At 42.0% G+C, this 26821-nt stretch carries 24 protein-coding genes; 4 read left to right on the top strand and 20 right to left on the bottom strand.

Annotated features, from left to right (window positions below; translation table 11 throughout):
- Positions 1 to 37: 37 nt before the first annotated feature.
- The 14 genes from NQ536_RS07300 to NQ536_RS07365 all read right to left on the bottom strand — a co-directional run bounded on the left by NQ536_RS07300 (position 38) and on the right by NQ536_RS07365 (position 15814).
- A complete protein-coding gene (locus NQ536_RS07300) occupies positions 38 to 538 on the bottom strand; it encodes a helix-turn-helix domain-containing protein (RefSeq protein ID WP_004853001.1) in 501 nt (166 codons plus the stop codon).
- Between the two features lie 76 nt (positions 539 to 614).
- Positions 615 to 1412, bottom strand: a complete 798-nt coding sequence (locus NQ536_RS07305) for a 4'-phosphopantetheinyl transferase family protein (RefSeq protein ID WP_044998311.1) — start codon at positions 1410 to 1412, stop codon at positions 615 to 617.
- A 194-nt stretch (positions 1413 to 1606) separates the two neighbouring features.
- Positions 1607 to 4177 (bottom strand): tubulin-like doman-containing protein, encoded by a 2571-nt coding sequence (locus NQ536_RS07310; RefSeq protein WP_004853004.1) that lies wholly within the window; start codon positions 4175 to 4177, stop codon positions 1607 to 1609.
- A gap of 179 nt (positions 4178 to 4356) precedes the next feature.
- Positions 4357 to 5325, bottom strand: coding sequence for an NYN domain-containing protein (locus tag NQ536_RS07315; protein ID WP_004853008.1), 969 nt, complete (start codon positions 5323 to 5325; stop codon positions 4357 to 4359).
- A gap of 63 nt (positions 5326 to 5388) precedes the next feature.
- Positions 5389 to 6813, bottom strand: coding sequence for an alanine/glycine:cation symporter family protein (locus NQ536_RS07320; RefSeq protein WP_004853010.1), 1425 nt, complete (start codon positions 6811 to 6813; stop codon positions 5389 to 5391).
- Positions 6814 to 7156: 343 nt separating this feature from the next.
- Complete coding sequence (locus NQ536_RS07325) at positions 7157 to 7804, bottom strand: FtsX-like permease family protein (RefSeq protein WP_004853016.1); 648 nt, start codon at positions 7802 to 7804, stop codon at positions 7157 to 7159.
- Positions 7801 to 8259: a 6-carboxytetrahydropterin synthase gene (locus NQ536_RS07330; protein WP_004853018.1), complete on the bottom strand. Its 459-nt coding sequence runs from the start codon at positions 8257 to 8259 to the stop codon at positions 7801 to 7803. Before NQ536_RS07330 ends, NQ536_RS07325 begins: the two co-directional genes overlap by 4 nt.
- Complete coding sequence (locus tag NQ536_RS07335; RefSeq protein ID WP_004853019.1) at positions 8256 to 9326, bottom strand: hypothetical protein; 1071 nt, start codon at positions 9324 to 9326, stop codon at positions 8256 to 8258. The genes NQ536_RS07330 and NQ536_RS07335 overlap by 4 nt, the downstream gene beginning before the upstream one ends.
- The gene (locus tag NQ536_RS07340; protein WP_004853020.1) at positions 9310 to 10695 is read right to left on the bottom strand and encodes a TIGR03111 family XrtG-associated glycosyltransferase; all 1386 of its coding nucleotides are present in this window, start codon (positions 10693 to 10695) and stop codon (positions 9310 to 9312) included. Before NQ536_RS07340 ends, NQ536_RS07335 begins: the two co-directional genes overlap by 17 nt.
- Positions 10667 to 11275 carry an exosortase family protein XrtG gene (xrtG, locus tag NQ536_RS07345; RefSeq protein ID WP_004853022.1) on the bottom strand — a complete coding sequence of 203 codons (609 nt, stop codon included), beginning with the start codon at positions 11273 to 11275 and terminating at the stop codon, positions 10667 to 10669. Before xrtG ends, NQ536_RS07340 begins: the two co-directional genes overlap by 29 nt.
- A 53-nt stretch (positions 11276 to 11328) precedes the next feature.
- Positions 11329 to 12684 carry a Firmicu-CTERM sorting domain-containing protein gene (locus NQ536_RS07350; RefSeq protein WP_004853024.1) on the bottom strand — a complete coding sequence of 452 codons (1356 nt, stop codon included), beginning with the start codon at positions 12682 to 12684 and terminating at the stop codon, positions 11329 to 11331.
- 28 nt (positions 12685 to 12712) lie between these two features.
- Positions 12713 to 13174 carry a 6-carboxytetrahydropterin synthase gene (locus NQ536_RS07355; protein ID WP_022058391.1) on the bottom strand — a complete coding sequence of 154 codons (462 nt, stop codon included), beginning with the start codon at positions 13172 to 13174 and terminating at the stop codon, positions 12713 to 12715.
- A 367-nt stretch (positions 13175 to 13541) separates the two neighbouring features.
- Positions 13542 to 14825 (bottom strand): aminotransferase class I/II-fold pyridoxal phosphate-dependent enzyme, encoded by a 1284-nt coding sequence (locus NQ536_RS07360; protein ID WP_004853026.1) that lies wholly within the window; start codon positions 14823 to 14825, stop codon positions 13542 to 13544.
- Between the two features lie 311 nt (positions 14826 to 15136).
- Positions 15137 to 15814, bottom strand: a complete 678-nt coding sequence (locus tag NQ536_RS07365) for a TIGR00266 family protein (RefSeq protein ID WP_044998312.1) — start codon at positions 15812 to 15814, stop codon at positions 15137 to 15139.
- Positions 15815 to 16060: 246 nt separating this feature from the next.
- Between NQ536_RS07365 and NQ536_RS07370 the strand changes: the two genes are divergently transcribed.
- The 4 genes from NQ536_RS07370 (at position 16061) to carB (ending at position 22103) form a co-directional block, all read left to right on the top strand.
- Positions 16061 to 16951: a transporter substrate-binding domain-containing protein gene (locus NQ536_RS07370; RefSeq protein ID WP_004853029.1), complete on the top strand. Its 891-nt coding sequence runs from the start codon at positions 16061 to 16063 to the stop codon at positions 16949 to 16951.
- 60 nt (positions 16952 to 17011) lie between these two features.
- On the top strand, positions 17012 to 17722 hold the full coding sequence (locus NQ536_RS07375) for an amino acid ABC transporter permease (RefSeq protein WP_004853031.1): 711 nt from the start codon (positions 17012 to 17014) through the stop codon (positions 17720 to 17722).
- Positions 17706 to 18530 carry an amino acid ABC transporter ATP-binding protein gene (locus NQ536_RS07380; RefSeq protein ID WP_004853032.1) on the top strand — a complete coding sequence of 275 codons (825 nt, stop codon included), beginning with the start codon at positions 17706 to 17708 and terminating at the stop codon, positions 18528 to 18530. Before NQ536_RS07375 ends, NQ536_RS07380 begins: the two co-directional genes overlap by 17 nt.
- A gap of 345 nt (positions 18531 to 18875) precedes the next feature.
- Positions 18876 to 22103, top strand: a complete 3228-nt coding sequence (gene carB / locus NQ536_RS07385; RefSeq protein ID WP_004853034.1) for a carbamoyl-phosphate synthase large subunit — start codon at positions 18876 to 18878, stop codon at positions 22101 to 22103.
- A gap of 1001 nt (positions 22104 to 23104) precedes the next feature.
- Here carB and NQ536_RS07390 read toward each other — a convergent pair.
- The 6 genes from NQ536_RS07390 to NQ536_RS07415 all read right to left on the bottom strand — a co-directional run bounded on the left by NQ536_RS07390 (position 23105) and on the right by NQ536_RS07415 (position 26803).
- Entirely contained in the window at positions 23105 to 23857 is a 753-nt protein-coding gene (locus NQ536_RS07390) for an alpha/beta fold hydrolase (protein WP_004853039.1), read from the bottom strand.
- A 171-nt stretch (positions 23858 to 24028) separates the two neighbouring features.
- Positions 24029 to 24298, bottom strand: coding sequence for a hypothetical protein (locus tag NQ536_RS07395; protein WP_004853041.1), 270 nt, complete (start codon positions 24296 to 24298; stop codon positions 24029 to 24031).
- Positions 24299 to 24427: 129 nt separating this feature from the next.
- Complete coding sequence (locus tag NQ536_RS07400; protein WP_004853043.1) at positions 24428 to 25084, bottom strand: L-2-amino-thiazoline-4-carboxylic acid hydrolase; 657 nt, start codon at positions 25082 to 25084, stop codon at positions 24428 to 24430.
- Complete coding sequence (locus NQ536_RS07405; protein WP_022058733.1) at positions 25069 to 25998, bottom strand: acyl-CoA thioester hydrolase/BAAT C-terminal domain-containing protein; 930 nt, start codon at positions 25996 to 25998, stop codon at positions 25069 to 25071. The genes NQ536_RS07400 and NQ536_RS07405 overlap by 16 nt, the downstream gene beginning before the upstream one ends.
- Positions 25995 to 26144 carry a hypothetical protein gene (locus NQ536_RS07410; protein ID WP_004853047.1) on the bottom strand — a complete coding sequence of 50 codons (150 nt, stop codon included), beginning with the start codon at positions 26142 to 26144 and terminating at the stop codon, positions 25995 to 25997. Before NQ536_RS07410 ends, NQ536_RS07405 begins: the two co-directional genes overlap by 4 nt.
- 173 nt (positions 26145 to 26317) lie before the next feature.
- Positions 26318 to 26803 (bottom strand): hypothetical protein, encoded by a 486-nt coding sequence (locus tag NQ536_RS07415; RefSeq protein WP_044998313.1) that lies wholly within the window; start codon positions 26801 to 26803, stop codon positions 26318 to 26320.
- Positions 26804 to 26821 lie beyond the last annotated feature (18 nt).

A 26821-nucleotide genomic window follows, 5' to 3' on the forward strand; every position in this document is an offset into this window, starting at 1 on the left:
TTTATTTTTTTTATAAATCACTGTTTGCGGATATGCTTTAATTGTTCTTCTCTTTCAGGGCATCTCTGTTCTTCTGTGCCCAGAGCATAAGCGACTGTATATTTACAGACATCCTCTCAAGTTCATCAAGAATCGCATCAAATGCTGCCACCTCAGTTTCATCGACTATTCCATCAGCGGTTATTTCTATGAGCTGTTCTGATATATCCTCCATTTTCTTTGATGAACCAAGGAACTGGAGTATAAGTCTGTCCAAACTATCTGCATTTATAGGCTTCACAGTCTCTTTTCCTATAGGGCAGTCGCTTGAACAATAGCTGTTGCAAAGCTCAGGTATGTCATACGCCTTTGACATGGACAGCACTTCCTCCGGATACGGGACTACTGTTCCAAGCTCTATCCTAGAAAGCCTTGTTCTGTCGATATTAAGAACCTCTGCACTTTTCTCCCTGCTTGTAAGACTATCATTATTCTTAGAAGCATTGTACCTCGCTACATAATATTTATTATTAAGAGCCTTTGTCGCTTTTTTACTCATTTCCTTCTCCTTAAGTACTTTTCTTGCTTATACACCTAATTACACATAATACCACACCACACGCAAATGGTGAAGCCTATATTTCAAGCTTATGTGAATCAATGACGTGCAGATCCGCAATCGATGCGCCTTTTTCACTACATACAGCCACAACGAACTGCGCCTTTACGCTCTCTTTGCAATTTATTATGAACAATTTACCTGACGGATATTGTCCTATTTCATAGTTCGTGAGCACCGCATTACGTTCCGCCATATATCCATCATCCATGACCTTCTTTTGATCCGGATCAGACATGAGCAGCCCTGTCCCAGTCATCTTTCCAAAAGCTTCCCTTCTGGTCCACACACATGTGCTATATATATCTGCTTTTTCACTTTCATCCTCAATATCCGCTATCCGTTCTGCATCCTCCTTTGAGTACATTCTGTTTACTATGCTGTCCGGTATGCGTCTAATATGCTCCACATCAATACCACATACGTTTCCTCCAACCACAACAGCAACGCACCCTTCTGTGTGGCTTATGGAAAATTGTATATCAGTATTATCATTTCTGTACGCAGACGCACACATTCTGTCCACACCGGGAGCATTTCTCCCCAGATCATACTGCTCATCATAATTTTCTATGATAAATGGTTTCCCTGATTTATTCTTTATATATACAATATTCCGCTCATCTATACCCGCATACTGCTTTAACGCATATGAAAGCAGACATCCTGCGGCAAGACTTGCATTTCTATCCTCTCTTCTTCTAAGCCTCAGAACTTTTCTTCTTCTGTATTCAGACACCATTTCAAGCCACCGTTCAAATTCTGCATCGTCCTCAAGTGCCCTTGTATCCATGACATACAACAAATAATCCATACTATGACCCATACAACACCCTTTACAAAATCCTTTTCAACATATTTTACAGCTTTATTTTAATCACCAATTACAACTAATGTACCACACCCGTTCCATTAAACGCAACAGAGCCATTTAATATACAGTGTGATATTAAATGGCTCTGTATTAAAATTTTTTCTTGCTAATACCCTATAAATAAACTTAAATAATTATATAGTCACAAAGTCTGGGAAACTCTTCATATCCTTATTGACCTCATCTATATGAAGTCCCTTGTAATCATAAACCGCATTGTATGCCATCTGCATCTCCATTGCACACTGCATCATGGAAACAGGGACACCCACAAATATATCATCTATGGATATCTCAATCTCGCCAGGATTCAATGTTATCGAGTCTTCCTTCTCATTGTATGGCTTGCCCATGAGTATCGCCTTCACTGCCTTACTGAAATACGGCATAACATTAGGAACTGAAATATATTTCTTCGCAAGCAGCTTCTCCTTGTAATCATCCTTAAGTACACAGAGTGGCTGTTCCTCTGATATATCATCCACAAATGCCTTTGCAGCCTCCTCCATGATAGCTGTACGGCGATCATTGACCGGTGAGCCAAACATTACATTGATATCTTGTTCCGTAAGTTTATTATCCGAAAATGCAACTGTAAACATCTTTTCAGGTCCGTAAGCTCCAACACCGGAGAAAAATTCTCTGTAAATCTTCTCCATCTCATCTTTAACCGGTATGACTCTTCCGTTGTCAATGTTGGCCTCATTATCAAGCATGAGCTTGATAATGCCTGAACTCATCTCTCCTATCCTCTTGGATGTAACATAGTCCGTAGGAAGAAATTCATGTCTCTTGGCCTTCTTTAATATGTTCACAACTGTCTGACTGCCCGCAATAGACAGATCATCTATGGAATTCTTAAGATCCTCCCCGAACTGTGAATATATCTCGTCAAGTCTCTCAGCCCTCTGTTGAAGCCATCTGAGAGTATCGCCAAACAAATCCTGTGCGTCAAGTTCATCTATAAGCTTTGTTCTCTCCGCGGCAAGCATCTCCTTGATACATGCTTCATAGTATCCATTCTCGGTCTCCCTCTTGGCAGATGGGAATGTAAAAAATCTCTTTGCCACAATCTCCTTTATGGAATCGATGATTCTCGTATACTCTCCCGACGGAGTGTAATCCTTCATCATTTTTTCAAGCTTTTTGACCTCAGCCATCATACCCTTGGTGGAGTCAGTTACTCCCGCACTCGGAGCTCCTATAATATCTATTGCGCCAAACGGACCAAATTCCTTCATATATTTAACGATAACATCATCCAGCGCGCCCCAAAGTTTATTCTTCATGGACTTTATTATGACAGGGAGTTCTTTCTCGAAATTCTCCATTTTGGTAGCAAATCCCTCTCTGAGTCCATCTGTATGCTTCTTGATCATCTTATATGTTGGCTTGGTGATCTGACTGTACTGGATAAGTCCGCCCACATTCAGCTTGATATTCTCCCCAGCATCCTCTCCTAGGAACTCTGTGAGTTCTGTGAGGACACCCTTGATATCTGCCTCCGCGTTGCCCTCTTTAAAAGGAGAACGGTATAATCCCTTGTACGCCTGTGAAAATATATCATTCTCACACATATTCTCAATCTCCTTGATTGGAATATGGTAATCAGCCTCGCTTACAACCTTATAGTAGCAGTTAGACTTCTTGATATCTTCATCATTATGCTCCATCTTCCAGTTGGTTATGGCATAGCCTTCATTCTCAAAGAAAACATCTCTAAGAAGCTTCCTGTCATTGTCGACATCGTTGTTGCCGATATATTTGTTGCTGGCAAGCCTGTAAATGAAACTTGCCACATCTTTCAGTACAAACCCTTCAGGAATATAGCCCTGGGAATCTTTTCTTCCCGATACAAGCATACAGGCATCAAAGAGATTCTCTCTGATGACCATCTTGTTATCCTTACTAATAAATGTATAATTGTCATCCTTCTCAGAAAGCTTCATGTAATAATCCACTTCCTTCATGGTCGCACATCCATTTGCATTTAGTCTGGACACGAGCTCTGTATCCTCATATACTGCTTTATATCCAAATAACACATCCGGCATCAATAGACAACCACCTATCCTGAGGTTATTCCACTTCTTCGCCTTGCCGTAAGCCCTTATATTGTATGCCACATCTGACAGGATTCCACTTCCGGTTCCTCCGGAGACGCCAGACACTATGAGTACATCAACTGTACCCTCCTCTGTCTTGTCGTACACTGCCTGCAGTTTGTCAAACAACAACATCCTTATATCTGTATAAGCATTGGAAAACATCAGACGGCCAATCTGTCTGTTTCCCTTTGCGCCATCTCTTCCTATTATTATCTCTGGAAATTCTGGACTCATCCAGTTAGCAAGATTCTTATGTATCTTGTTGTTCTGGATCCCATTCTCAAGTACATTTTCTATATCAGGTCTGTATATACTGATAACCTCAAGAGCATTGAAACCAACCCCTTCTTTGCTATCCTCTATAGTCCGTTCCATCTCTGAAATATCTGAATCGATCATGAGAAAATTAATATTGTCTTCCGGGGTTATATCATTCACCAGCATCCCTTTCAACGCACATACAGCTCTGCTTCCAAGTCCACCAAGACCTATCACCAGAAAATTCTTGTTAAATCTGTTCTCATGGCTTATCTTTCCGAAGACACGAATATCCTTAAGCTTGCTAAACTCCTCTTTTTGAGTATCAATAAGTATCATAAATAATGCCTCTCCTTATTTTGTGCGTACACTTCTTCCCCCATAGCAGGTTCTCCGTACATAAAAACCCACAATTTCAATTTATCACTATTCTTATTGATTTTCAACAAAAAAACTTACTTTTTTTGTTATTTTTTCTCAAAATACACAATTCAACACCGTAATTCCAAATCGTTGATCTATATCTGTTTTTCTGTAACCTTTACCCGGTCTCCAACTATCTCAAAGCACCCGAAACTTTTAAGGAAACTGGAGAATTTGCTATATCCATATTTCTTTATGCTGAACCCAGGAATAATATTCTTGAGTTCCGTATTCAATCTTCCCATATTGTACATAGTATCCGTGCTTTCCGTGAGGAGTCTGATTATCTTGTCCTTTACCTCACTCTTCGGATCCATGTGGTTCTTGATGGACACAAATTTCTGTCTTCCCTTGTCTATGTCAAGGTCATCAAACTCCTCGCTGAGAAATGTTGAAAGCTTAGAATATCCATAATTTCTCACGTCAAAATCAGGATATTTGTTCACAAGGCGGCTACCAATCTCACCCATATGAGTCTTTTTGTCCTTATCCTCATTCTCATCAATGATGTTGTATACAGTCTTCTTTATGTCTCTTATACTTGTTATACTTGATTCATCCGAAACCGCAGTCTCCATAGAAACAGGCTTTGATGCAGGCTTGTTAAGGTCTTCATTCACAAGAGAGTCGAGTATCTTAAAGCTGGTACATGCACTGACAAAAGCCTTTGGCGTTTTTCGCTCTCCCATTCCTATCACCTGCTTGCCAGCCTCTCTGAGTCTCGATGCCAGTCTTGTGAAATCACTGTCACTCGTCACCAGACAGAATCCATCTATATTGCTTGTATAAAGCAGATCCATGGCATCTATTATCATTGCCGAATCTGTTGAGTTTTTGCCGGCTGTATAGGAAAACTGCTGCACCGGCTGTATAGAGTAGGACAAAAGGCAATCCTTGTCCCAGCCGTTATTATTCTTTGACCAGTCTCCATATATCTTCCTGACTGTTATGGAGCCAAGTCTTGAAAGCTCATCAAATATACTCTCAATATATTTTGCTGATACATTCTCCGAGTCAATAAGTATAGCATATTTGTTAGAAATTTCACTTGATATTTCTTCCATATTAAAATTCCTTTCATTTTACACAGCCCAGTAAGAATCACCAGACATGTTTCACCGTCAGTTCTATTTACTAATCTCAACTCCAAACTTGCCCGGACCATCATCAAAATATTCACGGGTGAGCTTAACGACAGTACCAGAAAGCATAAACACAGCGATAAGGTTCGGTATTATCATGAGGCCGTTGAATGTATCCGCTATATCCCACAGGAGTCCGAGATCCATTGTTGCTCCTATGATCGCGACAAATGCATACACTACCATGAATGGCTTTATGAATCTGCTTCCGATCAGGAATCCTACGCACCTAGAACCGTAAAGTCCCCATCCGAGAATTGTTGAAAAAGCAAAACAGCAAAGAGCAACTGCCGTAAATATAGATATCCAGTTTCCATATGTGGCTACAAAACCATTTATTGTCAGGTCTGCACCTGCTGCCTGTCCATACGCTATATCTGTTCCACTGCACAGGATAACAAGGGCTGTGAGTGTACATATAACGATAGTATCGATGAACACCTCAAATATTCCCCAGAGCCCCTGCTGCACCGGGTGCTTTACATCTGAACATGCATGGGCTATTGATCCTGTACCAAGACCTGCCTCATTGGAGAAGATACCTCTCGACACGCCCTTTCGCATGCTAAGGAACAGGCTGCCAACCACTCCGCCTGTGACGGACTTTGGATTGAATGCGCCCTCAAATATCGATGCAAACACGTCAGGCACACTCTTGATATTTATTAAGACAAGGATTATAGCCATAATTATATACATTGCCGCCATAAATGGCACGAGTTTTTCAGCGACTCTTCCTATTCGCTTTATTCCGCCTATCAGTATAAGCGCAACAAGAATGGCTATTATGATTCCTATCACAAGGTTTATTGTAAATGCATTGCTCCTGTCAGCTAGATTGTAGTTAAAAAGAGCTGAGTCTATAGCCGTTGTTATGGTGTTGACCTGGGTTGCATTTCCGGTTCCAAACACAGTTAGTATACCTAAAATCGAATATGCCACGGCAAGGAAGTACGCCTTCTTGCCGAGACCGTTCTTGATATAATACATTGGGCCTCCAACCCAGTCACCATTTGCATCTTTCTCTCTATAGAACACCGCCAGAACTACCTCTGCAAACTTTGTTCCCATTCCAAGAAGTGCTGATATCCACATCCAGAATACTGCTCCCGGACCGCCTATGGCGATGGCTCCGGCAACTCCCGCTATATTTCCCGTCCCAACAGTTCCCGCCAGTGCTGTACATACAGCCTGAAATGGACTTATGGCACCTTCTGAGGTCTCCTTCTTGTTGAATATCCTTCCAAACGTATGTTTGAAAGCATATCCAAACTTTGTAAACTGAACGCCACGATTTCTTATGAGGAGCCACAGTCCAACACCCACGATACATATCATGGATGGCACTCCCCATATAAAATTGTTCACCGATGAATTGACATCAGTGATGATCTTAAGTAATTTCTCCATATCTGTAATTCTCTTTTCCTATTACTTTTTTGCATACTATAAATGATTTTACAATATAAACTGCACATTGTGCAAGAAAAACCGCATATATATCCCGTATAGTCCCGACAGCAATCACAATACCTATCTGCTTTTCAGACTAATTTTGCACACAAAATAACGGAGGCGATTATTTATACCGCCTCCGCAATCATATATTATTTTAAGGTACTTTTATATCATACTGCCACTATCCTTACTCTCTGTTCTTCAGCACCTCAGCCGGCACGATCTTGTTCAGCCTGCCAACCAGAACTCTGTTGATTATGAAATACAGGACAAGTATTCCGCCATAAAGCACAGCCTAGAGCCATGGGACAAATGTCAGCTTGACGCCACAGTTTACATTTGACACCAGAGAAGGATACACTGCACTCATTATGAGCTTTGCAAGTGGCAGGCATATGGCTGCTCCAATTGCGATTATGAAGAAATTGCCATCCAGATATAGCTTCCTTATCTCCTTTGTCCTGTATCCGAACACCTTTATAAGCGAGATTGAAAATACTGATCTGTCTATCATAACCTTCATCATCAAATACATTACCACTACGAATATAAGTGTCGAGATAATAACTATCATAACAACCATGCTCTTCATCTGATCAGCAAATATTCCGGCAGCAGACTCGATATCAGCCTTTGTTGTGGTTGCATACAGTCTTGCCGGATCAACTCCCAGATCTTTATCTGCAAATACCACATTGTACTCGTCACTTTCTGCACCGAACAGTTCCCTTGCGTCATCAATAGCCATAAAAACATAGAACGACGGAGTATACTGTGTCACACTGTCCACTGTAAAACCATAATCTATATCATTCTCCTCGTCGTGGAGCACGATTTCGTCACCCACACCATAACCATATTTCTCAGCAAATGATGATGATATGGCAACTCTGTTCTTGCCATCCTTAAGGTCAACATCAAAATACTTAGTATTAATTGTCAATCTTTTTTCTCAACATCACGGCTCTGCTTTATTTCTTTCAATATCCTATCTGTCAGAGAATTGATGGTCTGCATCTCTTCGGTGTAACTGTCATCAATGAGACTAACCACATAGGACATGGATGGCGACTCACTCATCTCCATCATCAGGAATATCCAGCCGTTTCTGTTGAGTATTTCGGTCAGCTCATCCTTGAAATACTCACACATATTCTCAAGTGTGGGATTTATCATGTCAAATGGTGCAATCTCATTCAAAGTCTTGTCCTGATACCTGTTCAGTAATTCTTCAACTCTGTGCTCCAGATGATGGAACTTTACAGTCTCATCTCTTCCCTTGACAACATTTATGACTATCTCCCAGGTGTGAGGATGTACCTCCCCAAGCACTCCGTTTTTGTAAATTCCATGTCTTGCATTGAGGTAGAATTTGAATTTGTATTGCCTGAATCTCATCTGTCCATCTCCTCCCCGTAGAATACCTTTCTAGGATCATCGCCGTCTGTGGCAGCTCTGAGTTCTGTTCTAATCTCGGCTCCCGCTTCATTTGCCGAGGTTCTTTTCCAGCTTTCAAGCATCTTATCACGTATGTCTTCAGCCGTTGACATATCTGTCATATACATAAGCACAACAAAATTGCCCTTTGACATTTCTGCAGTCACATGATTAGATTCCATGCAGCCCTTTATGAAATCCATTATCCCGAATATCTCATCTCTTGAAAAATAACGATCTCCCATCTGAACACTTATGAACAAGAAAGTAATCGGATAAAGCTCCGGATCTGTCGATTTTGAGAGCAGAGAGTCCACAACCTCCATATCGTAATATCTACCTGATCTTTTATCTGCAGGCTCAATATCCTTCTGTCTTAACTCTTCCTCATAGCTTTCTGTAAGTCTCTCATATTCATCGAATTTCTCATTTCTCGCTGTAAGTTCATCTTCTAATCTTTGAACCTTTCTGCCCATATGCCCTATCCTGCCGGCATATTCTATCACCATGCCGCCAAGAACAAGGAAGGCTGCTATCACAGCTATTACGATATAGAATTCAAAATCATTCACTCCGTACGACGAAAGCACATATGACCTGTCAGCATATATCCCGACAACGTAACCAGATCCGGCAATAGCAACCGTACTGACTATTCCCTTCTGTTCGCTCATATATTCATCCAGCCCAGATGCAGTCATGTTAGACAGTTCCGCCGTGGTTGCCGTATCCTTGATAAATATGATATCATCCGCTTTTATAAGGAACGCCCATTTCGAACCGGATATATCAACTACTTCATTGATGACTGACTCCATATCTTTCTCACCCAAGCCTTCCAGTCTCTCAGCCAGAATAGATACCATCTGCGACTGGTAGTCCTTATATGCTGCAAGAATATTGTCTCTATTGGTCTTCATGTGATAACCATAGTATATGGTTTCCAGAGCTATCATAAACAGAACAACAGCACAAGCTGCCACTACTCTTCCTCTATATGACTTATTCTTTTCAGCTTTCCTGCTCATGACATTTTCTCCTTCCTGTCACCTTGTACACCAATCTTCCAAGCCAGCGGAAGTCATGCTTTATGATGCTCCACGCCGTCTGTCTCTCCTCGCTGAAATTTTGCATTTTCCAGCTTCCCCTGGACTTCATGGAGTTGATTATTCCTGCAAATCTGAACCAGAACACGACAAAGTTGTACAGAGGAAGCAGGAATACAAGATACCATTTTCTCATGTAATATCTTCTGAGCTGTTTAAACGGACTCAGGAAAAGACTTATACATATATATAGCAGTGTTGTGGTAAACACATACAAAAAATACATGATTATGACCGAATCTATGATGAGCGTAAACGGATAATCCTGAAATATACCAAGGCATATCAGCGCAAAGTACCATATCATACGTGGGAATGCAAATGTATGATCGAACATAATCAATCTCACAATGAAGTCAGAGAAGAATCCGCGCACGGCGTTCATCCTGTTCTTCATGAACATGTGGACAACCTCTATCTCACCCCTCTGCCATCTCTGTCTCTGTATATATAGTCTATTCATATCTTCTATCGGATCAACATAGAATATAGCTTCACTGCACAGTGCTACCTTATCTCCGAGCACATCCCTTATCTGAAACGTTACATGCGTATCCTCGCACACGGTATCCGTGTTGTACATATTTGTCTTCATGATGGTCGAACGTCTGAATGCTGAGAAAGCACCTGACAAAGTGAATATATTGTTGAACTCCGACTGGAAATTCCTACCAGCAAGAAACGCCTGACAGTATTCAAAGAACTCCAGTTTTCTAAGCAGTCTGAGCCCAAATCTGTCAGTATCATCGACCATTTCAGGGTTGGTCATGATCGTTCCGGTCATGCAGTCGATGTCAGGATTTCTCTCGAATTTGGTCACCATATTCCTGATGGCATCCCTCTGAAGCACACCATCGCTGTCTATGTGTATGATATATTTGCCATAGCTGTTGAAAAGTCCCAGATTGAGAGCCTTTGATTTTCCCTGCCTTGAATTTACCCAGTTCATTGTAAGATCAGGAAATTCCTCCTGACATTTGCAGAATACGTCAAAGCTCCTGTCCGTGCTCATATTATTTACAACAAGTATATATATCTTGCTGTTTGGATAGCTTGACGCATCTATGGAGCTTATACATCTGTGAAGGCTGTGCTCCTGATTGTATACAGGTATGATAAGTGTTATCTCCGGTGAGAAGTTGATCACCTTCTCCTTCCTTGACACAAGCTTCTTCTTTATCAGTATGAAGAAATTGCATATAGTCGGTATGATCTCCATAACGATCGGTATGATGACCCATGCCGCCCAGAAAAGTATGGAGCTATGAAAGATCTGTGTTATCAGTGTCATATCTGAAACCTCCTACCTTCTGTCTGATGATCTGAGCCTTTGTGAACACGAAGAAATACAAAAGCACAGTACATGCATAGAATACCAGACGTCCTATTATGCTGTGTGCAACGAAGTACGAACCGCCGCCAAACACATGAACAATGAGACATATGGTGAATATCCTGAGTACATTTGCCGCAAATATCAGGGCTGGTCCAACTATGCTGAGTACCACCTTTTCATATGTGTGGTACATAGGGAAAAACCACAAAAGCGACAGGAATGCCAGCATCTCCACTATTCCTGAGCACTCATAATCTATATACATTGACAGGTTGGCATCACCAGTCGATATGAACACTATGTTCTTGTTGAAGTATCCCTCATATATGCCTGTCATATCTCCGAACATGCCGGCAACCGCAGACACGCTCTTCTGGAGAGGTGCAAGAACGACCGGTTCAATCTTGATGAGCATAAATACAAAAAGGCCTATGCTTCCGGTTATAAAATACCAGAAATCCAGCTTTCCACGTTTCAGTACGGTCAATATATATATCCACAAAACCAGTACTATAACAAAAAACATATTCATCATCGGCGTGCACCTCCTCTCATTCATATTCACACCCTGCTATAACCTTCAGCAGTTTATATTCTCTTTCTTCTATATACTATTACTCCGCCTATGGCCATGAGCAAGGCTATAGCAGCACCAGCCCAAGGACCTGTAGGTGTTCCGGTTATTGTAACACCCTCCGTACCTATATTAGGGTTTGATACAGTGATTGTTGCCCCCTGATCCAGCTTTATGCCAAGATAGTCTGCCAGTTTGTCAAGTGATATGGAGAACTCTATCTCATCACCCTTGCCCATTTCTGTGTGTGCTGCATCATATACTGTGAATGCCACATCTCCATCCACATCATTGTAGTAGCCTGCAAACACGCCAAAATTCCTGTATACTCCTGCTCCAAAGCCATTAGTCTGACCACCCCAGTTTATGGACCCGTCGGAATTCACAGGTAGTACATTGAGCACACATGACTTTCCATCCACTGTTATATTCCACAGATGGAACTGCATCTGGGATGTATACAGATCGTTCATGGAAAAGTGTACATACAGTCTTCCATTCTCCACTGCAAGCTGTCCCTTGTGAACTGAGTAACCATTGTTACTGTTGTAAGTTATATCCGCTGACGGATACTGACTCCACTCACCATAATACCCATCGATCACAAGTCCGGATGTGACAGGTCCTGTGATCTCCTCAGTTGTTCCCGTCTCTGTTGTGGCTTTCTCCGTTGTCTGTTCTGTAGTGCTGCCTTCAGTTGTTATCTGTTCTGTAGTGCTCTCTGATGCCTGCTCTGTTGTCACTGTGGTATCCTCAGTCGCATCTTCGGTCGTAGTCTCTTCTGTGCTGTTCTCTGTAGCCTCTGTGGTTGACTCACTCTCAGCCTCCGTAGTTGTCTCGCTTCCGGCCTCCGTGGTCGCCTCTGAGGATGAACTACCATCTGCTATATCAAGCCCGGCCGTATTGCCATTCCAGCCTATTGTTATATTCCGTACATCCGTTCCATATGTGCTGACTGGCACCTTTGCACTCCAGGACATATCCGCATATCCCCAGCCAGATGACGATGCGCCGGCATTTGTCGTATAACCAGCAGCGCCGTCGATTGCCTGATACCATGCATTTAACACGTTAAATGATGAACCATCGCCATTGTTGCCTGTGTTTATAACTAACTTGGATAATGCCCCCGGAGCTGTCTGTCCATTTACGGATACATCAAATGTCTGCTGAATGTAATTAGTCCATGAACCATTATATTCCAGATAGATGTACTCGCCATCCGTTGTCACTTCTATGCTTCCACCATTTCCATCGGAGAGTGTCTGCGCCTGACTTCCAAATATGGAAATACCTGAAAAGATGATCACCATGCATACCGCAGTTATAATCCCTGTAAGTCTCTTGATTTTAGTTCTTCTGTTCTTCATATAATCACGCCTTTTCTTGTAGTAAAATCTATTGAGAATTGTTTACTCCTGTCATACTCTCAAGTCTCAGTATGTCATCAAATATCTTTTGATAGTTTCTATTGCTAGTATCCATATTCATGGTAGGCAGCAGCAGTCTGTCCGACACTTGATACACGCAAAGAGGATTTTCAGATATATCCAGCTGATAAAGTTCCATTCCAATCTTCTCAAGCCTGCGTTTAAGTTCTTCATAGAAATGATCGCCCAATGTCTCAAGCGTGTTCTCACATTTCTGAAACTCAGGAAGCTCATTCAAATACTTGCCTCTGTACTGGTCAACAAACGCTGAAACTATCGCCTCAAGTTTGAAGAAAGGTATATCCTCACTCTTATCCTTCATGCCTATATATGTGACTAACGTAAACGAATGACCATGCATATTCTCCCTGTCACCATTAAAACTGTGTCTGGCGTTGAAGTAAGATCTATATATGTAATAGTTAAACAACCAGCCACCTCCTTGCTTTATATGCCAGATTACGACACGATAAACCTATTCTTGTCATTCTAGATTATAGATACCTAATTGTGATATATCAATGATGAAAAATCGCCAAAATTATGGCTATTTTATGAACATATTGTGACTTTATGTATAACAAGGGCATTTCAACCGATTGCGCTATTCATATTTTATTACTTATTTGATCGTTATTGATTGTATAATCACAAAATCAGTCAAATAGTCACAATATGAATGTTCAAAAAAAGATCTCATCCACATGAATGAGATCTTTTTTTGAACATTATTACTTTTTTTAATAGTATTTCTTTAATTGATATAGCCCGCGGAGCCGTTGCTCCGAAGTTGCCTTTTACACCTCAAGCAGTTTCTGAACACTTACAAGCTTTACACAGAGAACAAATATCTCTGTTGCCTGCTGCATCTCCTCCGGTGTAGGGAATGAAGGTGCGATTCTGATGTTGCTGTCCTTTGGATCGTTGTGGTATGGGAATGTTGCTCCTGCGCCTGTGAGGATAACTCCTGCCTCCTTGCACTTTGCAACTATCGCCTTTGCACAACCTTCCATAGCGTCAAATGATATGAAATATCCGCCGAGAGGCTTGATCCATGAACCAATTCCAAGTCCATCAAGCTCCTTCTCAAGAACTTTGAGAGTTGTTTCAAACTTTGGTCTCATGAAATCAGCATGCTTCTTCATATGCTCCTTGAGTCCATCAAGGTTCTTGAAGTATCTTGCATGTCTGAGCTGATTTACCTTATCGTTTCCTATGGTCTGTATTGTGTAATGCTTCTTGGCATCCTCAAGATTTGCATGTGATGTAGCCATAGCTGAAACTCCTGAGCCAGGGAAACTTACCTTTGATGTTGACGCAAACTCAAATACCATATCCGGATTGCCAGCCTTTTCGCACTCTCCGATGATATCAAGTATCTCTACCTGATTGTCCTCATACAGATGATGGATGACATATGCATTGTCCCAGAAGATTCTGAAGTCCTTAGCCGCAGGCTTAAGATTTGCAAATCTTCTTACTGTCTCATCGCTGTAGCAGATTCCCTGTGGGTTTGAGTACTTTGGCACGCACCATATACCCTTTACTGTTGGATCTGAATTTACAAGTTCTTCAACCATATCCATGTCTGGACCTGTCTCTGACATAGGTATGTTGATCATCTCTATTCCAAAATGCTCTGTGATAGCAAAATGTCTATCATATCCTGGAACAGGACAGAGGAACTTCACCTTATCAAGCTTGCACCAAGGTGTCTCTCCCATTATTCCATGTGTATATGCTCTTGATACAGTGTCAAACATAAGAGTAAGACTTGCGTTACCACCGATGAAGATATGATCCTCAGTAGTTCCCATCATCTCTGCCATAAGTCTCTTGACTTCTGGAATTCCATCAAGGCACCCATAGTTTCTGCAGTCTATGCCACACTCTGACTTCATATCAGAATCACTGTTGATAACATCCATAAGACCAACAGATACTCCAAGCTGGGTTGGTGATGGCTTACCTCTTGACATATCAAGGTTCAGGCCAAGAGCCTTCTTCTCCTCATATGCCGCAAGCAGCTGCTCTCTAAGTTCCATTAACTCTTCTTTTGATAATTCACTGTACGCTTTCATAAAAGTCTCCCTTGCTACCTAACAATGTTATAGTTATATGTCCAGGTTGCACGTCAAAATATTCTACATTAAATAGACTATCCTAACGTTCAACCCTTGTATCATATAATTTATTTCTCCGGTTGTCTAGACCTTAATCGCATAAGTTTGCAGTATTTCGCAAATTTTGGTTGAAAAATCTAAGTTTAATCACTGTATTCGACTATATTTTCGTCAAAATTTCATATTTAACTTTTTATTTTCAAGTTAGCTGACATTGAAAGATGCTGCAGTGTTCTTTTGGGGTCGGCTTAAATATATGGCTCTATTGGTTATTTAGATGGTATCATGGATGCTATCTCAGCGGCAAGCTGCGATTTTGGCATGGTCTGAAGTGTTATTCTGCCAGGGCCTGTTACCACTGTATTGAAGAATCCCTCTCCTCCAAAGAACATATTCATGGCACCACCCTTTACTGTCTCTGCGTTCAAGGAACATGTTGCATCCATCATTGCAAGATAACCTGTGTCAATGACCATCTGCTGTCCCGGTGCAAGCATGTAATCCACAACAGAACCATCGATTTCAATGAACACTATTCCCTGACCTGTAATCCTCTGCATAATAAATCCCTCACCTCCGAAGAACCCACCGGCTATCTTCTTTTGAAAAGCTATCTCCAGATTGATTCCCGGTGTCGACGCAAGGTATGCTGACTTCTGACAAATGATCTCCTTGCCAGGTCCTATCTCAACCGCCATTATATTCCCCACAAAGCTTGAACCGAATGCTATCAGTCCAGGTCCCCCCTGAGCCGTATATGTATTTCGGAACATCGATTCACCGGATATGGCCCTGGTGAACATCTTGCCTACTCCGCCACCTGATGTCTGCATCTGCATATTCGGAGACATCCATACCATTGCACCTTTTTCGCAGTTTATAGATTCCCCTGCCTCCAAAATGATTTCTACCACAGGCATCATGCCGCCTTTGATCTCGTATCTCATATAATCTGACCTCCCTGTATTCTTCATATTTAAATATGAGTTTCATTTTTTTAATGATACAAATGTATTATATAGTAAATACTATTCATATAACAATGTTTATTTATAAATCATGAATAAAAGCCTGTTTTTATTAGGCATCTCACTTTTTCCCGCTTTTGGAACGAGTTTTTTCATATATTAATTGCTTTTTTTGAAACACAATGGTATATTTATTCAGATAAAATATGAAAGGAAGATGTAAAAATGAAACTCAAAAACTTATTAGCAATTTCAATGTCAGCAGTTCTGGCTATGACAGCTCTTACTGCTTGTGGAAGCAAGGATGATTCTTCGGAGGCAGCTTCAGAGAGTGCTTCATCATCAAAGAAGACTGCAAAGGTCATAGAGATTGACCTTACAGACGAGCAGTATGCTTTCGGTGTTGATAAGGATCAGCCTGAGCTCTTAACACAGGTCAATGATTTCATCAAGTCAATGAACGAGGATGGATCATTTGAGGAGATCTGCAATCACTATTTCGGTGACGGCGAGCCAGTTGCCGTTGAGTCAGCAACACTCGATGCAAACAAGGATCAGCTTGTAGTTGCAACAAATGCTGCATTCGAGCCATTTGAGTATACAAAGGGTGAGAACTACTATGGTGTCGATATGGAGATAGCTAAGGCTCTCGCAGACAAGCTTGGCAAGGAGCTCGTTATCCAGAACATGGATTTCGATGCTGTATGTCTCTCAGTTGGTCAGCACAAGTGTGATATCGCTATGGCAGGTCTTACTATAAAGCCAGACCGTGAGGAGTATGTAAGCTTCTCAGATTCATACTACAAGGCTTCTCAGAAGCTCATCGTTACATCAGACAATACAGAGTTTGATGATTGCAAGACAGCTGATGATGTCAACAAGATTCTTCAGGCTAAAGGCTCAGACATGAAGATTGGTTTCCAGACAGGTACTACCGGACAGTTCTACTGCGAGGGTGACGCAGACTGGGGATTCACAAAACTTGCTATGACTTCAACCGGCTACAAGAACGGTTCCCTTGCAGTTCAGGATCTTTTAAATGGTAACCTCAACTATGTTATCATCGATGCCGCTCCAGCAGCCAGCATCACTGCTGCTCTTAACGCAATGCAGTAAATTTTAATTCGGATTTAGTAGTTTTAGTATTAACGCCAATTATGTTTGAAAGGATATTTCATGGGAGACATTTCTACAAAAATACAAAAATTCATAGAAATATTCATCGACAACAACGGGTATGTTAAGGTAGTCGAGGGTCTGAAGAATACTGTGATAATAGCCATTGCCGGTCTTATCATCGGTATAATAATCGGTACCCTCATTGCTACCGTCAGGGTAATTCCAAAGTACAAGCGTCTGCCTAGAGTTCTGGATGCGATCTGCAGTGTATATGTAGGTTTCTTCCGTGGAACACCTATGGTTGTACAGCTTCTTCTCTTCTACTATGTTCTTCTTCCTATAGTGGGAGGACACATGACAGGAGTTCAGGTGGCTATGCTTGTATTCGGACTCAACAGCGGTGCCTACATCTCAGAGATCATGCGTGGTGGTATACTCTCCGTTGATCCAGGTCAGATGGAAGGTGGACGTGCCATGGGACTCAGTTTTTCGACTACCATGCTCAAAATCGTTATACCTCAGGCAGTCAAGAATATTCTGCCAACCCTTGGAAATGAATTTATTTCTTTAATAAAGGAGACTTCAGTTGTAAGTTTTGTCGGAGCAACTGATCTCTACGTTGCATTCAACTACATCGGAAGTAACAGCTACGAATTCATGGTCCCTTATCTGGTCATGGCGCTTATCTACATCGTGATGGTGCTTCTCATCAGTCTGGGAATCAAATTAATGGAAAGGAGCCTGAGAAAGAGTGATAGACGTCATTAATCTTGAAAAAAGCTTCGGTGATAACAAAGTCTTAAACGGCATCAATATCACCATAGACAAAGGCGATATAATGGTTGTTATCGGCCCTTCAGGTTCTGGTAAAAGTACATTTCTTCGCTGTTTGAACTGTATGGAAGATCCTACCGGCGGCCAGATTATATTCAATGGTGTTGATATAGCAGACCCTAAGGTTGATATAAACATACACCGCCGTCATATGGGTATGGTTTTCCAGCATTTCAATCTGTATAACAATAAGACTGTTATACAGAATATCATGCTTGCTCCTGTCTATGTCAGATGTCAGGATCTGAAAAAGGCAAAGCGGCATAATCTTCTGCTTCCTGTCACCAATCTCTTCCGCAAGGAAAAGCAGACAAAGCAGGAAATAACAACAACAAAATCAGAGATCATTGCCGAGGCACATGCAAAGGCGGAGGAACTTCTGAAAAGGATCGGTCTGGAGGACAAGGCGGATGTATATCCATCTACTCTCTCAGGCGGTCAGAAACAGCGTGTTGCCATCGTCCGTGCGCTTGCCATGAATCCTGATGTCATTCTGTTTGATGAGCCAACCTCAGCTCTTGACCCCGAGATGGTCGGCGAGGTTCTTGATCTTATGAAGGCTCTTGCGGACGAAGGCATGACAATGATCATTGTTACCCATGAGATGGGATTCGCCAGAGAGGTTGCCAATAAGGTTGTATTTATTGACGACGGACAGATTCTAGAATCCGGTACACCGGAGGAATTCTTCGGCAACCCTAAGAATCCTAGACTTAAGGATTTTCTTTCAAAGGTGTTATAAGACATTTTATCCGGCATGTGTGTTTTTTCATATGTGCCGGATTTTCTTATGTAAAAAATCATATCATTAATAATTTTTACTGTATATTCATACGTACTTTCCAATTCAATTCTTGATCCATTTCATATTTCAGTTCATTTTTTCAATTTATTTCCTTATTAGCTATGTACTTTTGGGCTCTTATACTTTATAATAACAATAATTTGGGCATTTTTATAAAAGAAAATAAATGATGTCCGGCAATGTTTAAAATCACATTAAAATACTTCTTTATTTTGTGTGGTTTCATGTAGTTTTCAGTGCTCTCGCTCTGAACAAGAATCATTTTACAATAAGGAGAAATATATGCCAAAAAGAGAAGACATTAACAAAGTTCTGATAATAGGATCTGGTCCAATCATCATAGGTCAGGCATGTGAGTTCGACTACTCAGGTACTCAGGCGTGCAAGGCCCTTAAGAAGCTTGGTTACGAGATCGTATTGGTCAATTCCAACCCTGCTACCATCATGACAGATCCTGAGACAGCTGATGTCACATACATTGAGCCGCTCAATGTCAAGAGACTTGAGCAGATAATTGCAAAAGAGAGACCTGATGCTCTTCTTCCAAATCTCGGAGGACAGTCAGGACTTAACCTTTGTGCTGAACTTGCAAAAGAAGGCATCTTAGACAAATACAATGTCAAGGTCATCGGTGTTCAGGTAGATGCCATTGAGCGCGGTGAGGACAGAATCGAATTCAAGAAATCCATGAACGCAATCGGAATAGAAATGGCAAGAAGCGAGGTTGCCTACTCTGTAGATGAGGCTCTCGCCATCGCAGATCAGCTCGGATACCCTGTTGTTCTTCGTCCTGCATACACCATGGGCGGTGCCGGCGGCGGACTCGTATACAACAAGGAGGAGCTCAAGACTGTCTGTGCAAGAGGTCTCCAGGCCAGCCTTGTAGGTCAGGTTCTCGTTGAGGAGTCAATCCTCGGATGGGAGGAGCTTGAGCTTGAAGTTGTACGTGACTGTGAAGGCAATATGATCACTGTATGTTTCATCGAGAACATCGATCCTCTCGGCGTTCACACAGGTGATTCATTCTGCTCCGCTCCTATGCTCACAATCTCTGAGGACGTTCAGAAGAGACTTCAGGAGCAGGCATACAAGATCGTTGACTCTGTTGAGGTCATCGGTGGAACAAATGTACAGTTCGCACATGACCCTGTATCTGACAGAATCATCGTAATCGAGATCAACCCTAGAACATCCCGTTCTTCTGCCCTGGCATCAAAGGCTACAGGATTCCCTATTGCCCTTGTGTCAGCCATGCTGGCAACAGGACTTACCCTCAAGGATATCGAGTGCGGTAAGTACGGCACACTAGACAAATACGTTCCTGACGGTGACTACGTGGTTATCAAGTTTGCACGCTGGGCATTTGAGAAGTTCAAGGGTGTCGAGGACAAGCTTGGAACACAGATGCGTGCCGTAGGTGAGGTCATGAGTATCGGTAAGACCTACAAGGAGGCTTTCCAGAAGGCTATCCGAAGCCTTGAGACAGGAAGATACGGTCTCGGCTACACCAAGGACTACAATACAAAGAGCAAGGATGAACTATTGCGCATGCTTGCACATCCATCAAGCGACAGACATTTCATCATGTACGAGGCGCTCAGAAAGGGTGCTACAGTAGATGAGATTTTCGATATAACAAAGGTTAAGCACTACTTTGTTGAGCAGATGAAGGAACTCGTTGAGGAAGAGGAAGCACTCGCAGCACACAAGGGCTCTCTCCCATCTGACGAGGCACTCACCACTGCAAAGAAAGACGGTTTCTCAGACAGATACCTCAGCCAGATCCTTGAGATTCCTGAGGAGGACATCAGAAATAAGAGAATCGAGCTCGGAGTTACTGAGGCATGGGAAGGCGTACACGTAAGTGGAACAAAAGACAGCGCTTACTACTACTCCACATACAATGCACCTGACAGCAATCCGATAAATGAGAACAAGCCAAAGGTTATGATCCTCGGCGGAGGTCCTAACAGAATCGGTCAGGGTATCGAGTTTGACTACTGCTGCGTACATGCATCACTGGCACTTAAGAAGCTCGGATTTGAGACTATCATAGTAAACTGTAATCCAGAGACTGTTTCAACTGACTATGATACATCAGATAAGCTCTACTTTGAGCCACTTACACTTGAGGATGTTCTCAGCATTTACAACAAGGAAAAGCCAGTGGGCGTCATCGCACAGTTCGGCGGTCAGACACCTCTTAACCTTGCTTCTGACCTTGAGAAGAACGGCGTAAAGATCCTCGGTACATCTCCTGCTGTCATCGATCTTGCAGAGGACAGAGATCTCTTCCGTGAGATGATGGATAAGCTTGAGATTCCTATGCCAGAATCTGGTATGGCTACTACTGTTGACGAGGCACTTGAGATCGCTCACAAGATTGGCTATCCAGTCATGGTCCGTCCATCATACGTTCTCGGTGGACGTGGTATGGAGGTCGTATACGATGACGAGAGCCTTGACGGATATATGAGAGCTGCCGTTGGTGTCACACCTGACAGACCTATACTTATAGACAGATTCCTGAATCACGCCCTTGAGTGTGAGGCAGATGCCATAAGCGACGGAACTCACGCATTTGTTCCTGCCGTTATGGAGCACATCGAGCTTGCCGGAGTTCACTCAGGTGATTCAGCATGCATCATTCCTTCAGTACACATCACTGCTGAGAATGTTGCTACTATCAAGGAATATACAAAGAAGATCGCTGAGGAGATGCATGTCGTAGGTCTTATGAACATGCAGTACGCTATTGAGAAAGGCAAGGTATATGTTCTCGAGGCAAATCCTAGAGCATCCCGTACAGTACCTCTCGTATCAAAGGTATGTAACGTGCGCATGGTTCCTATCGCTACTGATATCATCACATCAGAGCTCACAGGAAGACCATCTCCTGTTCCAGCTCTCAAGGAGCAGCACATACCATATTACGGAGTTAAGGAGGCTGTATTCCCATTCAACATGTTCCCAGAGGTTGACCCGATCTTAGGACCTGAGATGAGATCTACAGGTGAGGTTCTCGGACTTTCAACCTACTACGGAGAGGCATTCTTCAAGGCTCAGGAGGCTACACAGACTCTCCTTCCTACAAGCGGAACTGTCCTGATCTCTGTAAACAGAAAGGACAAGGATGAGGTTATCGAGATCGCTCAGCTCTTCGAGAAAGCTGGTTTCAAGATCCTTGCTACAAGCGGAACATATGCCATAATTACGGCTGCCGGAGTAAAAGCTGAAAAAGTCAAAAAGCTCCAGGAGGGCAGACCAAACATCAATGACCTTATAACAAATGGCTCTATAGACCTGATAATCAATTCTCCGAGCGGTAAGGAAAGTGCCCACGACGACAGTTACCTCAGAAAGGCTGCCATCAAGGCAAAGATTCCTTATGTGACTACAATTGCAGGCGCAAGAGCAACCGCAAAGGGTATCCTGTACGTTCAGGCGCATGGTGACAGCGATGTGAAGTCACTGCAGGAGCTTCACAGTGAGATAAAGGACGCTGAGTAATATCGGGCGCGGGCGGCTTTGCCGCTCAGGTGGCCCGGATTGCCAGTTAAAGGACTAGAGGCTTGCTCTAGTTTACAATTTGTTGGCCAGCAAGACCTCTCAGCATTCAAAAGTGCATAAAATTTTATCTAAAATGACAAAAACCAGGAAAAGGATACAATTTCTAATGTCTTTGTATCCTTTTCCCGGTTTTATTTTAATTTGCGAAAATATTATGCGCTTTTTATTGATTACACTTCTCGCCAAACTACCTACACAATTCTCTCAAGAAACTTGTCGATATACTTCTCCAGATTATAATCCGAGTCTATCGTCAAAGTTGTCGTGATGCACATTTCCTTCACCATCTCAGGGAATCTCTTTGCAAATATCTGTGCATATAAACCACCATCACTGGCCCCTTAAAATACATTGTTATCTATAACTATAACAATTTCAACTTTAAAACGGCAGTGCGGGTATTGAGATTTTTTTCAATAATGTGTTTTCACCACAATATATATAATAAAAAATAATAGCAAGTATCTGCCTGCTATTATTTATCATGCAAATAATATTCTTTTTCCTGCGGTTAATCCTCAGGCTGGCCTTCACCTATATTGAACTCAAATAGTTTATACACCGTCCACCCTGTGTCTTCGTAAAACATGTCTTTATGTTTATAACAGTATTTATTTATGAATCAATATTGAGAGTCGAACATTTGTTTGATGTGATATATGCGGTGCTACCCTATTCGGTAGGCGGTTAGCCTTCATCACAGGAGTTTATAGCCATAATCAGCTTTATGCATCACTTGCTTTGCTCTTGATTATGCCGTTGGCTCTAAGAGCAATGATAAGACACAAAAATAACCGCCCAGTCCTAACAAACTTTAGCGGTTACTTTTGTATCCAATAATATCAGGGCTAACCGTCTATCGGTTGCACCTTTTGATATATTATATTAGCATTCTCCACCCCCTTCATGTCAAACGTATATTAACTCATATTTTCCATATCTCACTGAAACTTGCTCATCATTTCCTCAAACAACTCAGGCCTGAGTAAGACAAGTCCGCCGTGTCCGAGTTCCGGTAATACTTCAAACTCCGTCTGAGGTAGCCTGCGCCTGATATACGCTATATCATTTTTCCGCTCTTTTTCTTCATTCTTTGCGTACCAATAATGGATGTGCGTATCAATCTTCGGAACAGGATCCGGCACCTTATAGTTATTGCACGATTCAAATGTTCGCCACAGTGTTTTGCTGCTGCAATGTCTCAGAACATCCGCAACATACTGCAGATCTTCCTTGGAATAGTCGTCTGTAGCAAATGCCTTTTCCAGCAAAGCCACACCGCCTGCTCTGCCTATCATCATCATTAGATAATCCTTGAGCGCAATAAAGCGTGTCACGATCCATGGCAACTGATACGGTGTGATTCCGCCGTCTATTACACAATGCTGTATTCTAACCTTCTGTCCCAGCGCAACCATAAGCGCAACGGAACCGCCCATAGAACAGCCATATACAGCATATATCTCCGTGAATCCCTTCGCCTTGATCCAGTTATTTAAGTCTGATGCAATCTGCTCCACGCTTGTAAAGTCATTGTCATTGTCAAAATCATAACCCGGAAGTGCCGGAACCAGCAGATGATAATTCTTTTCTAACAGAGGAATTACATTCTCAAAGTAATCCCACTTCACAACAGATGGATGTATCAATATTATCGTTTCTTTATTCTCTTTTCCGAACTCATGGATAGTCATTGTATTTTTCCTTCCTCATACCATATTCTTTCTTTAGATCATGATGAAAATATTAAACTCTTGCCATCATGATCCAATTCAACGCTCAACAATTACGCATCATGCTGATACACTTGTCCCCATCATGCCGCCTGCCGGCTCAATGAGGGCATTCGCATAAAGAGTGCATATTCAACAATTGTCTCTGATATTTTTCACCGCCATTACAATCATTGCCACACTATATATCAAAGCAATTATCAGCATGCATCGTGAAATCAAGATTCCACCAGTGAATTGTATCGGAATACAAATCAGAGATATAAGTATTATTGAAAATATAATTGAAAATATGGGATGCTTCATCTTGATATTGAAATATAAAGCAAGTATTGCCATTGCAATACCAATCAGAAACATAATCCCAAATACTATAAGTAAAAATGCTATTGTATTTACCATTTCAAGCTCCCCTCATACAAAATATTTGCCGCATTTATCAAATGCCGAAATCAGATCAAGGAAACGCTGTTAAAATGACTCCTCGTAAATCCACGGGTTAACATTGTGAACATTGGACTCTAGTCCATTTTAACGTCCTTGTATCCGTGTGACATGGAAATTACAGCATTCATCACCCTGACCAAGTGTCTTGGTACGATGAAGCTGACCTCCTTCATTCCTGTAATTTCTCTCGTCCATGTTGCACAGGCATGGAACAAATTCAAAGCAGTTTTCCCTCTTGCCCAGTTTGCATATTCCACATTCCGTATAAGTGTTATAGAATTCGTCGACACCTTTCTCATAGCGGAATTTCCAGTCAAGCTCATACTTTGATGTCTGGCTTGCTATGCTCTCCTGCACCTTTTTGTCCTGAACATTGTCAGTGAAGAGCGTACACTTCTTGTTCTCATGCGCCTTCACCATGAAAGGCGAATCGAACACCGCAGTGACCATCTCATCCACAACTTCAGGTGTGATCCTATCCGGCTCTGCCTTGTGCAGTGAAAATACAAATGCCGCGATATACAGGTTCATCTCCAGTGAGCTTCCACCTATATCGGGAGTTCTGAGAAGCATCTCCTTGTACTCTCTCTTCACGGATCTTTTATATCTCTTCATGTCCATATCAGGATATATCTGCGCAAGCCTTGCAAGTGCCTGCTTAAAACACAGCAGTTCCACAGCCTTTGCATACATTCCATATTTCAACATTCTAATCGCCTGCCTTTTTATTCCTGTATCCATTCCTTAAGTGCGGCTGAGAGTCTTCTGTCTATATCCTTTCTCGTCGCCTCGCACTCATTTGGATAATCCTTTGCAGCCTTGAATATAAACTTCATGACAAATTTCAGTCCAACCGGAAGCGCCATACGAAGCATCGATTCCGGCAGCACAAAATGGGTTCCGTGCTCATACACAAGCGGCACATACTCACATGTATGCGGGCGCTCCTTCAGACGCTGATCCATTCTGCGGATGTATTTGCCCGCCTCCCAGAATGAGTCGTCATCTGCGCCAATTAAAAACAGCTTTCCCTTTATGTTCTCGACCTTGATCATTTCCTCTTCCGTATGTTCCCTTGCCTTCTCCGAATCGATGAACAGGCAGGTACTGCGCTCAATGTCACCGGAGTCCTTCGTCTCCTCCTCGATTTTCTGCCAGTACACAGGATGCTCATACACAAATGGCATATAAGCAAGAGGCTCGCCTCTCCACGAAAGAGTCGATGCACCCGGTATCGGCCATTCCTTACATCCGTCTTTTTTGCCCTGTTCAAATCCCTGCCATACAAAATCACTTGCCGTAAGTCCAAATGTCAATGTGATATCAGGAAAATACGATGCCGCAACAAGGGAATCCATTCCAGCCGTACTCATTCCCATGATGCCTATTTTCCGGTTTCCATGACTCTTAAGCCATGCGATAGCCGTCTCTATTCTCTCAAGCGGATTATTTACATGGCTGTAATTCTTTCTTCCGGGAGATACACAGAGTGCGTTCACACCATTTTTGTGCAGCCACTTTGCTCCGCACTTCGCCATAAAATCATTCGGATCATCTCCAAACAGTCCTATGAATGCACAGTCAGCCCCATTTGGATTCTCGTAATATGTTCCGTAGAACCCATCCTTCTCGATCTCAAAAAACTGTTTTTTCACAACTTTTTCCTCCATTTTCCTGTATACTCCAGACCGCCCTCGCTGCCTGATAACACAATGACAACTTTATCTCTTCTGTCACAAACCGGATATAAGACACAATCCGCCTTGTGCAGTGTTTCTTTTATCGTTTCAGAACCTTTCATTTGTTACATCCCCCTGATCCAATTCTCTTAACAACCACAATGTTAGTCGCTACTAACTTTATTGTCAACTGTTATTGCTTTATAAATCAAAAAAACTCCCTCAAATAAAAAAGCACCCGCAAATACATCTTCTAAGACCTAATGATGTGTTTGCGGATGCCATTTGCATCGTATTATTCTTCTATATATTTTCTCAAATACAGCCCCTCTTGCGTAACTAATTTCTGTATCAAATCTATATGCTCCGAATTTGCATTTATTATCTCTATCGAATTTCTGTTATTGATACTAAAGAGCATATCTCTGTCTTTTCCAATCAAAAACTGCATCGATGAGAATTCATTTGTCAATACAAAACGTATCAAATCCGATATATACTCGAAATCCTGTTTTGCAATATCCACACTTTCGTCATATAGCTTTTTGTAATCTCCGGTGTATCCATCAGGGAATTCTGTCATCACGCCCACCGCATCGTAATATGCAAGCAAAGTTATGACTATATTGGATACTTTCCCGCAAAAGCTGTTCAGGTTGTTGCTGAAATAATACTCTTCAAACTCATAGAATCTGTCTCCCATACACTTCTCCGGCAGATAATCTATATAAAAATATTCATTGCTCTGTTGTAACTTCTCTATCTTATCAAATATATCCATTCGTATCTCCTTTGGGTG

The sequence above is a fragment of the Coprococcus eutactus genome (assembly GCF_025149915.1).
In the GTDB taxonomy this organism is placed as follows: Bacteria; Bacillota; Clostridia; order Lachnospirales; family Lachnospiraceae; genus Coprococcus; species Coprococcus eutactus.